The organism is Mesorhizobium sp. 128a (assembly GCF_053848025.1).
Genome location: NZ_JBSPKY010000024.1, coordinates 66431 through 75336 on the forward strand (window position 1 = coordinate 66431; position 8906 = coordinate 75336).

The following is an 8906-nucleotide window of genomic DNA, read 5'->3' on the forward strand; positions in this document are numbered from 1 at the left end:
GCCAATCTTCAATGGCTCACGGCGGGAGCCGACAGCAAAGCTGCCAATCTCCCCCCCTGCGGGAGAGATGGCCGGCAGGCCAGAGGGGGGTGGGACGGAACGCCTACCTAGCTTTCCTTGGCATACTTCTCTGCTTCCTCTTCCCCCTCTCCGCCTTCGCCGCCGATCTGCCAGCGCTGACCGGCCGCGTCGTCGACAATGCCGGCATCATCGACGCAGGGACCAAAGCTGCGCTGACGCAAAAGCTCGCGGACTTCGAGGCAAAAGGCTCCGACCAGATCGTCGTTGCCACGATCCCAAGCCTCGATGGCGAGGAGATCGAACCCTATGCCAACCGGCTGTTCCGCTTCTGGAAGCTGGGCCAAGCGAAGGAAAACAACGGCGTGCTGCTTCTGGTGGCGCCGAACGACCGCAAGATGCGCATCGAGGTCGGCTATGGGCTGGAGGGCACACTGACCGACCTGCACACCAAGCTGATCATCGAAAACGACATGGTGCCGGCGTTCCGCGCCGGCGATTTTTCCGGCGGTATTTACAAAGCCGTCGATGACATGGTCATGGTGCTGGAAGGCAATCCGGAAGAGCTGGAAGCGCGCGGCAAGCGCAACGAACAGCCGCCGGTCGACATGGACAATCTGTTCTTTGGTGTCTTCATCAGCATCTGGGCGATCATCTTCTTCGGCAGCATGGCCGCCTCCATCCTGCCGCCGATCTTCGGCAAGAAACTTGGCCCCGGCCGCTACCGTTGGCTGGGTATGACATTCGAGCCAGGCCGGCGGTCATCCAGCAGCGGCTGGTCCTCGGGCAGTTCCGGTGGCGGCTGGTCGTCGGGCTCAAGCGGTGGCGGCGGCTTTTCCGGCGGTGGCGGTTCGTCCGGCGGCGGCGGCTCCTCGGGGAGCTGGTGACGAGATGACCGCACGCATCATCAATTCCTGGCATGACCCTTTCGTCACAATGACCGGCGCTGTCTTGCTGGGCCTGGCGGTTTTGCTTGTCGACTTTGCCGCCATGGCTGCGGAGTTGCCCGCACTCACGGGTCGTGTCGTCGACAATGCCGGGATCATCGATGCCGCGACCGAGGCGGCACTGACGCAGAAGCTGACGGATTTCGAGACCAAAGGCTCCGACCAGATCGTCGTCGCCACGGTTCCCAGCCTCGACGGCGAGGAGATCGAACCTTACGCCACCCGGCTGTTCAACTTCTGGCAGCTCGGCCAAGCCGGCAAGAACAATGGCGTGCTCCTGCTGGTGGCCAGGAACGACCGCAAGATGCGCATCGAGGTCGGCTATGGGCTGGACGACACGTTGACCAACCAGCACGCCACACGGATCATTGAAGACGACATGGTGCCGGCCTTTCGTGCCGGCGATTTCTCCGGCGGCATTTCCAAAGCGGTCGACGACATGATCGCGGTGCTTGGGGACAGTCATGGTGGTTGAGGGCGATGCGGGTGCACTGGAGGCGGTGACGATATGATGACGCGGATCATCAGCCCCTCCAGCCTTGGCCGTCTCACCGCCGGTGTGTTGTTCGCCCTGGCGGTTTTGATCTTCGGTTTCGCGGCGCTGGCCGCGGAGTTGCCCGCGCTCACCGGCCGCGTCGTCGACAATGCCGGCATCATCGATGCCGCGACCAAGGCAGCACTGACCCAGAAACTGGCGGATTTCGAGACAAAAGGCTCCGATCAGATCGTCGTCGCGACCATCATCAGCCTCGACGGCGAGGAGATCGAACCTTACGCCAACCGGCTGTTCCGCTTCTGGAACCTCGGGCAGGCGGGCGAGAACAACGGCGTGCTTCTGCTGGTGGCCAAGAACGACCGCAAGATGCGCATCGAGGTCGGCTATGGGCTGGAAGGCACGCTGACCGACCTGCACACAAAACTGATCATCGAAAACGACATGGTGCCGGCTTTCCGCGCCGGTGATTTCTCCGGCGGCCTTTCCAAGGCCGTCGACGACATGGTCATGGTGCTGGAAGGCAATCCCGAAGAGCTGGAGGCGCGCGGCAAACGCAATCCGGCCGACCACAGCACGCCCATCGATCCTATAGTCGCGATCTTCCTGATCCTGTGGGCGACGATGTTCTTCGGCGGTCTGGCGATGGCCTTCCTGCCGCCGATCTTCGGCACCAAGCTGTCGCCGGGCGTGTATCAATGGCTGGGCATGACGTTTCGCTATGGCCAGGGGCCGAGCGGTTCGTCGTCGGGTTCAAGCGGCTGGACGACGAGTTCGTCCTCGGGCAGTGGATGGTCGTCAGGAAGCTCCGGCAGTGGCTGGTCGTCGGGCTCGAGTGGCGGCGGCGGGTTTTCAGGTGGCGGCGGGTCGTCCGGCGGCGGCGGGTCTTCAGGGAGCTGGTGAAAAGAAATGGCAACACGACCGATCAGCCCGCAGGACCATGAGCGCATCGCCGCCGCGATCCGCGCCGCCGAATCGAAAACCGACGGTGAGATCTACTGCGTCGTCGCGCATGCCAGCGACGGCTACTTCTTTCCCGCCGCCTTCATGGCGACATTGGGCATGCTGATCGTCAGCCTCGCCGTCGCCTATGGGCTGGAGGCCTGGTGGCTGTCGATCCGGCTGCCGCATTTCGTCCTCGCCGAGCTGCTGGCACTGGCGTCGGTGCTGGTGCTCTTGTGGGCGCTGCCGGGCTTGCGCATCCATCTGGTGCCGCGCCGGCAGCGTTATCAGGCGGCCCATGACAATGCGCTCAGGCAGTTCCTCGCCCGCAATGTCCACCGCACCACGGCGCGCACCGGCGTGCTGGTCTTCGTGTCGATCGCAGAGCGCTATGCCGAAGTGGTCGCCGACTCTGGCATCAACAGCAAGGTCGGCCAGCATGTCTGGGACGGTGTTATCAGCGACCTGACGCAGCATGCCGGCGACGACCGGCTGGCTGACGGCTTCGTCAAGGCGATCGGGCAGGTCGGCGCGGTGCTGGCCGAGCATTTCCCGGTTACGTCGGGCGACGCCAATGAGCTGGACGATCATCTCGTCGAAATCTGAAAGCCCGCCTGCAAACGCACCTCAGCCGGACGGCTGACGCGGTTTTCCACGCTTCCAGCCTTCGCTGGCCGAAGCACTCATGATGGCCTGTGCGAAACGTCAGGAGCGCCCTGACGGGACTCTTGCAAATGGCCGATGCGGGTTTATGGTTAACAAATCATGAATACGCTGAGCATCGACATCAGGAAAGCCGAACCGCGCGACGCCGGCGCCATCGCCGACGTGCACCAACAAGCCTGGGAGGGCGCCTATTCCGGCATCATCCCGCATCGCTCGCTGACCTCGATGATCAACCGCCGCGGCGCCGACTGGTGGGCGAACGCCATCCGCCGCGCCGCCACCGTGCTGGTGGTCGAAATCGGCGGCACCATCGCCGGCTACGCCACGATCGGCAAGAACCGCGCCCGCGAGCTTCGGCAGCAGGGCGAGATCTATGAGCTTTACCTGCGTCCGGAATATCAGGGCATCGGGCTCGGCAGCCGGCTGTTCAAGGCGGCGCGGGCACGGCTTGCCGACCACGGGCTGAAGGGCATGGTGGTGTGGGCGCTGGAAGATAACCAGAACGCGCTGGCCTTCTATGCCGGCGCTGGCGGCCGCGACGTCGCCGAAGGCGTCGAGATTTTCGAGCAGAGAGCGCTGAAGAAGGTCGCCTTCGTCTGGGAATAGCGGACGCCGCCTCGGTTACAGGCCATTCACAAACTGTGCGCCTTCATTAGCGCTGCGTACCAATCGCCGCATTGCACCATGACGTTTCGCCCGCTATCGATCTTGGGAATCGAGAGAGGGATTTGAGCCATGCGCATTGAAGCCATTGCCAGCGGAAAGAACCCGCCTGAGGACGTCAACGTCATCATCGAGGTGCCGATCGGCGGCGAGCCGATCAAATACGAGATGGACAAGGAGGCCGGCACGCTGTTCGTCGACCGCTTCCTGCACACCTCGATGCGCTATCCCGGCAATTACGGCTTCGTGCCGCACACGCTGTCTGGTGATGGCGATCCGATCGACGTTCTGGTCTGCAACACCCGCGCGCTGGTGCCGGGCTGCGTCATCAATGTGCGCCCGATCGGCGTCTTGATCATGGAAGACAATGCCGGCCAGGACGAGAAGATCATCGCCGTGCCGTCGCCGAAGCTGACGCTGCGCTACGAAAACGTCACCGAATACACGCAGCTGCCTGAGATCACCCGTGACCAGGTCCAGCACTTCTTCGAACACTACAAGGATCTCGAGCCCGGCAAATGGGTCAAGATCGAGGGCTGGCACGATTCCAAATACGCCAAGAAGATGATCGTCGACGCGATCGCACGGGCGAAGGCGGCTAAGTAGCCCGCTCAGTTATCCACCCTGCCAAAGGCCGGGACGTTGCCGATGACGGTGTGCTTGTCCTTGCCGCAGGCAAAGGTCCTTGCCTTTTCGTCGGCCAGCTTGCGCGCCTGGTCATTGGCTTGCGGGTTGCCGGTGGCGAGCACCAGGCCGATTGTGCAGCCGTCGCGGGCATCCATCTGGGCGACCTTGGCGACGAGCAGCACTTCGGTCGGCTTGTTCTCGTCCTCGGGGTTGCTGATCGAGCGGCGGTGGATGACGGCGAAGGGAACGACGACGTCGCCCTTGGTCTCGATACGCCACTCGACCCTGGCTCCTGACGAATTGAAGCCGGAAAAACTCTCCCAGACCGTCGTCATGTCGCTGCTGGGCGGGAAGCCGTAAAACAGCGACTCACGGGCGTCGTCATAGGCGATCAGCACGGGAAAGCCCTTATAGCCGGAGCAGGCGAGTTCGGCCCAGTCGCCGTCGCCTTCCTCAGCTTGCGCGTAGGTGGCGCAATCCTTTTGCGAGTCGAGGTCGGTGTAGACGCTGGATATGCCATCGGCATGGGCTGCCTGGCAGAAACCGGCAAGGACAAGCGAGAGCAGAAGAGTGCGCATGGCGGACAACCCGTTTCGAGCTGCCGCAGCGTATCGTCAAATGTTATTTCTTCAAGCTAGCCTCGATCAGCAGGTCCGCGTTGCGGGCGACCGATGCCGCCGGGCCGCCGAGGCCGAACAGCTGGCCACTGATATAGGCGCCTTCGATCAGGAGCAGCAGGCCGTCGCCCAGTGTGTCAGGGTCCTGCGCACCCATCGCTGCGGCCATGGCGCGCAGGCGGTGGCGCAGCTCCTGCTTGTTGGCTTCGCTGACGACGCGCGCCGGATGGCCGTGTTCGGGATATTCCACCGCCGCGTTGGTCATGCCGCAGCCGCGATAGGCCGGTCTTTGCGTGCGCTTGCCGATGCGGGTCAGGAAGGCGCTTATCTGCGCGCGCGGGTCGCCGGGATGGGCGGCCACGGCTTCGTCGAAACGCTCCCAATATTCGCGGTCATATTGCCTAAGGTAGGAGGCGGCCAGTTCGTCCTTGGAGGGGAAACTGCGGTAGAGGCTGGGCTTGGTGACGCCCGCCCGCTTGACGATCTCATCGACGCCGATCGCCCGGATGCCGCGGCGATAGAACAGGTCGTGGGCCACGTCGAGGATCTTGTCCGCGGCCTTCGGGGCCGGCGGCGCCTCGCTGATCGACGCTTCAACATTTTTGTCCGATGGCATGCAAACAACCCGCTTGACAATGTTACTGACCGGTACGTATGTAGGCCATCACCTCATTGCAACGTACCGGTCAGTAACATGATAGCTCAATCCCGTCCCTTTGGCCAGCGCTACGCTTTCGTCGTGGTCGGCGTCATCTTCCTCTGCCTGCTGATCGCGGCCGGTCTGCGTTCGGCTCCGTCCGTGATGATGCTGCCGCTGGACAACAGCTTCGGCTGGGGACGGGATACCGTTTCGATTGCCGCTGCCATCGGCATCTTCCTCTATGGTCTGACCGGACCGTTTGCTGCAGCGCTGATGGAGCGGATCGGTCTGCGCCGCACGCTGCTTGCCTCGCTGATGATCATGTCGGGCTCGACCGCTCTCAGCCTGCTGATGACCGAGCCCTGGCACCTCTTCCTCACCTGGGGCGTGTTTTCCGGTATCGGCTCGGGTGCTGTTGCCACCGTGCTCGGCGCCACCATCGTCAACCGCTGGTTCAAGACCAATCGCGGTCTTGTCATGGGCCTGATGTCAGCCTCCAGCGCCACCGGCTTGCTGGTGTTCCTGCCGCTGCTCGCCTCGCTCGCCCAGTCCGGCGGCTGGCAGCCGGTCGCCATCGCCGTCTCTGTCGCCACCGCCTGTCTGTTGCCGCTGGTCTGGCTGCTGGTGCCGGAGCGTCCGGCTTCGATCGGCATGGTGCGCTATGGCGCCGAGGCCGATGACGTGCCGCCGGTGTCGCCGGCATCGCAAGGCAATTTCCTGGCGCATACGCTCAACACGCTGCGCCGCGCCGCCGGCACCCGCGTCTTCTGGTATCTGTTTGCCACCTTCTTCATCTGCGGTTTCACCACCAATGGGCTGGTCGGCACGCATCTGATCTCCTTCTGCGGCGATATGGGTATCGCCGAGGTCCAGGCTGCCGGCCTCTTGTCGCTGATGGGCATCTTCGACCTGATCGGCACAACGCTGTCGGGCTGGCTCACCGACCGTTTCGACCCGCGCAAGCTGCTCGGCGTCTATTACGGCATTCGCGGTCTGTCGCTGATCTATCTGCCCTATTCCGGCTTCTCCGCGACCAGCCTGATCATCTTTGCGGTGCTCTACGGCCTCGACTGGATCGCCACCGTGCCGCCGACGCTGAGGCTCGCCAACGAAGCCTTCGGCGACCGCAGCGGCCCGCTGGTGTTCGGCTGGATCGTCGCCGGCCACCAGGTCGGTGCGGCAACCGCCGCCGCCTTCGGCGGCACCATGCGCGAGCTGCAAGGCAATTATGAACTGGCCTTCCTGATCGCCGGCATGACCGCGATCATCGCAGCCTGTATCTCGCTGCTGATCAATACCAGCAGGCCGGCGTTCGAGCCGGAGCCGCAGGCGGCTTAGCGCAGGCTTCCCCTTCTCCCCTTGTGGGAGAAGGTGTCGCCGAAGGCGACGGATGAGGGGTGTTCCAGGGAACGCAGACGTCTCACTCCGCTGGAACACCCCTCATCCGTCTCGGCGCTACGCGCCGATCCACCTTCCCCCACAAGGGGGGAAGGAAGAGGTTGGTTGTTATCAAACCTTCATCATCCCGAGATGCTCCTGAAACATTGACGCCGGAGTTTGGCGGCTTCGTTCAAGCCATCAGGAGACAGCCATGAACAAGATCTCGTTGACCCGCCGCGCCTTCGTCACATCAGCGAGTGCGGCCGGTCTGCTCGGCGCATCGGGCCTCGCTTTGCCCTATTATTCGCGCGCCAGCCAGCGCCCGGCCTTCACCCATGGCGTCCAGTCCGGCGATGTCGATGCCTCGAGCGGCATGGTGTGGACGCGCACCGATCGGCCCTCGCGCGTCATGTTCGAAGTGTCGTCGACGGAGAATTTCGCCAATGCCACCCGGCTCGCGCCGCTCGACACCTCGCCGGCCAGCGATTTTACGATCAAGCGGCTGCTCACCGACCTCGCTTCCGACCAGGACATCTTCTACCGCATGACCGCCGCCGATCTCTCGGACATCAATGTCGTCTCCGAGCCGATCGTCGGGCGCTTCCGCACCGCGCCCGCCTCGAAGCGCGACATCAAATTCGCCTGGTCGGGCGACACGGCCGGCCAGGGCTGGGGCATCGACGACACCGGCATGAAGACCTACGCCACCATCGCCAAGCATACGCCCGACTTCTTCCTGCATTCCGGCGACACGATCTATGCCGATGGCGCCATGAAGGATGAGGTAGACCTGCCTGGCGGCGGCAAATGGAAGAACGTCGTCCTCATCGACGGCAAGCGCAAGGTTGCCGAAACGCTGGACGAGTACCGCGACCAGTGGAAATACAACATGATGGACAAGAACGTCCTCGCCTTGAGCTCCATCTGCCCGACCTTCTACCAGTGGGACGACCACGAAGTGCTGAACAACTGGTCGGATTCGAAGGACCTGACCACCGACGACCGCTACAAGGAAAAATCCATCCATGTGCTGGCGGCCCGCGCGGCGCGCGCCTTTCACGAGATGACGACCATCCGCTACGAGCCGTCTGAACCCGGCCGTGTCTATCGCAAGATATCCCACGGGCCACTGCTCGACGTGTTCTTCCTCGACATGCGTTCCTATCGCGGCCCCAACGGTCCTGACATGCAGGACACCATGACGCCGGAGTCCCGCATGCTCGGCGAACAGCAGACCAAATGGCTGAAGCGCGAGCTGGCCAACTCCAAGGCGACCTGGAAGATTATCGCCGCCGACATGCCGCTTGGCCTCGTCGTCTGGAACGACGGCACCAAGAAGGTCGGCGCGGAAGCCGTCAGCAATGGCGACAATGGTCTGCCGAAGGGCCGGGAGCTCGAGATCGCCGACCTGTTGCGCTACATCAAGAACGCCGGCATTACCAACACGGTGTGGCTGACCGCCGACGTGCATTACACGGCCGCGCATTACTACAACCCCGACAAGGCGCAGTTCCAGGATTTCAATCCGTTCTGGGAATTCGTCTCCGGCCCGATCCATGCCGGTACGTTCGGCCCCAACGATTTCGACATGACCTTCGGGCCGGAGCTGAAATTCATCAAGGCGCCGACCGCCGAACAGGGCCAGAACCTGCCGCCATCGGCCGGCCTGCAGTTCTTCGGATTGGTGGATATTTCAGGCGCTACCGAGCAGCTGACGGTGCGGCTGATGGATCGCGACGACAACGAGCTCTACAAGGTGACGCTGGACCCGGTGAGGTCGGCTTAGGCGCTGGATAAGTCGGGCGCGCGGCACCCCCCTCTGTCCTGCCGGACATCTCCCCCTCAAGGGGACTGTTGCAAAATTGGGTGGATATGATTCCCTGTTTTGAAACGGGGATTTTGCGATGACGACA

The 8906-nt window shown here is 63.2% G+C and carries 9 protein-coding genes and 1 pseudogene; 8 read left to right on the forward strand and 2 right to left on the reverse strand.

What is annotated here, in order from left to right; translation table 11 throughout:
- Positions 1-89 precede the first annotated feature (89 nt).
- The 6 genes and pseudogenes from ACWTU9_RS29135 (at position 90) to ppa (ending at position 4335) form a co-directional block, all read left to right on the forward strand.
- Positions 90-905: a TPM domain-containing protein gene (locus ACWTU9_RS29135; RefSeq protein ID WP_455861335.1), complete on the forward strand. Its 816-nt coding sequence runs from the start codon at positions 90-92 to the stop codon at positions 903-905.
- Positions 906-954: 49 nt separating this feature from the next.
- Positions 955-1419 (forward strand): annotated as a pseudogene (locus ACWTU9_RS29140) (TPM domain-containing protein); the annotation flags it as partial.
- A gap of 54 nt (positions 1420-1473) precedes the next feature.
- Entirely contained in the window at positions 1474-2361 is an 888-nt protein-coding gene (locus ACWTU9_RS29145; protein WP_455861336.1) for a TPM domain-containing protein, read from the forward strand.
- Between the two features lie 6 nt (positions 2362-2367).
- On the forward strand, positions 2368-3006 hold the full coding sequence (locus tag ACWTU9_RS29150) for a TPM domain-containing protein (RefSeq protein WP_455861337.1): 639 nt from the start codon (positions 2368-2370) through the stop codon (positions 3004-3006).
- Between the two features lie 159 nt (positions 3007-3165).
- The gene (locus tag ACWTU9_RS29155; RefSeq protein ID WP_142869081.1) at positions 3166-3672 is read left to right on the forward strand and encodes a GNAT family N-acetyltransferase; all 507 of its coding nucleotides are present in this window, start codon (positions 3166-3168) and stop codon (positions 3670-3672) included.
- A gap of 129 nt (positions 3673-3801) precedes the next feature.
- A complete protein-coding gene (ppa, locus tag ACWTU9_RS29160) occupies positions 3802-4335 on the forward strand; it encodes an inorganic diphosphatase (protein ID WP_454577626.1) in 534 nt (177 codons plus the stop codon).
- Between the two features lie 5 nt (positions 4336-4340).
- On the opposite strand, the gene ACWTU9_RS29165 is transcribed toward ppa, so the two are convergent.
- Together ACWTU9_RS29165 and ACWTU9_RS29170 are read right to left on the reverse strand one after the other, a co-directional pair.
- Positions 4341-4934, reverse strand: a complete 594-nt coding sequence (locus ACWTU9_RS29165) for a hypothetical protein (RefSeq protein ID WP_455861338.1) — start codon at positions 4932-4934, stop codon at positions 4341-4343.
- 43 nt (positions 4935-4977) lie between these two features.
- Positions 4978-5589, reverse strand: a complete 612-nt coding sequence (locus ACWTU9_RS29170; protein ID WP_455861339.1) for a TetR/AcrR family transcriptional regulator — start codon at positions 5587-5589, stop codon at positions 4978-4980.
- Positions 5590-5667: 78 nt separating this feature from the next.
- On the opposite strand from ACWTU9_RS29170, the gene ACWTU9_RS29175 reads away from it, so the two are divergent.
- A complete protein-coding gene (locus tag ACWTU9_RS29175; protein ID WP_455861340.1) occupies positions 5668-6951 on the forward strand; it encodes an MFS transporter in 1284 nt (427 codons plus the stop codon).
- A 253-nt stretch (positions 6952-7204) separates the two neighbouring features.
- The gene (locus ACWTU9_RS29180) at positions 7205-8779 is read left to right on the forward strand and encodes an alkaline phosphatase D family protein (protein WP_455861341.1); all 1575 of its coding nucleotides are present in this window, start codon (positions 7205-7207) and stop codon (positions 8777-8779) included.
- The last annotated feature ends 127 nt before the right edge of the window (positions 8780-8906 follow it).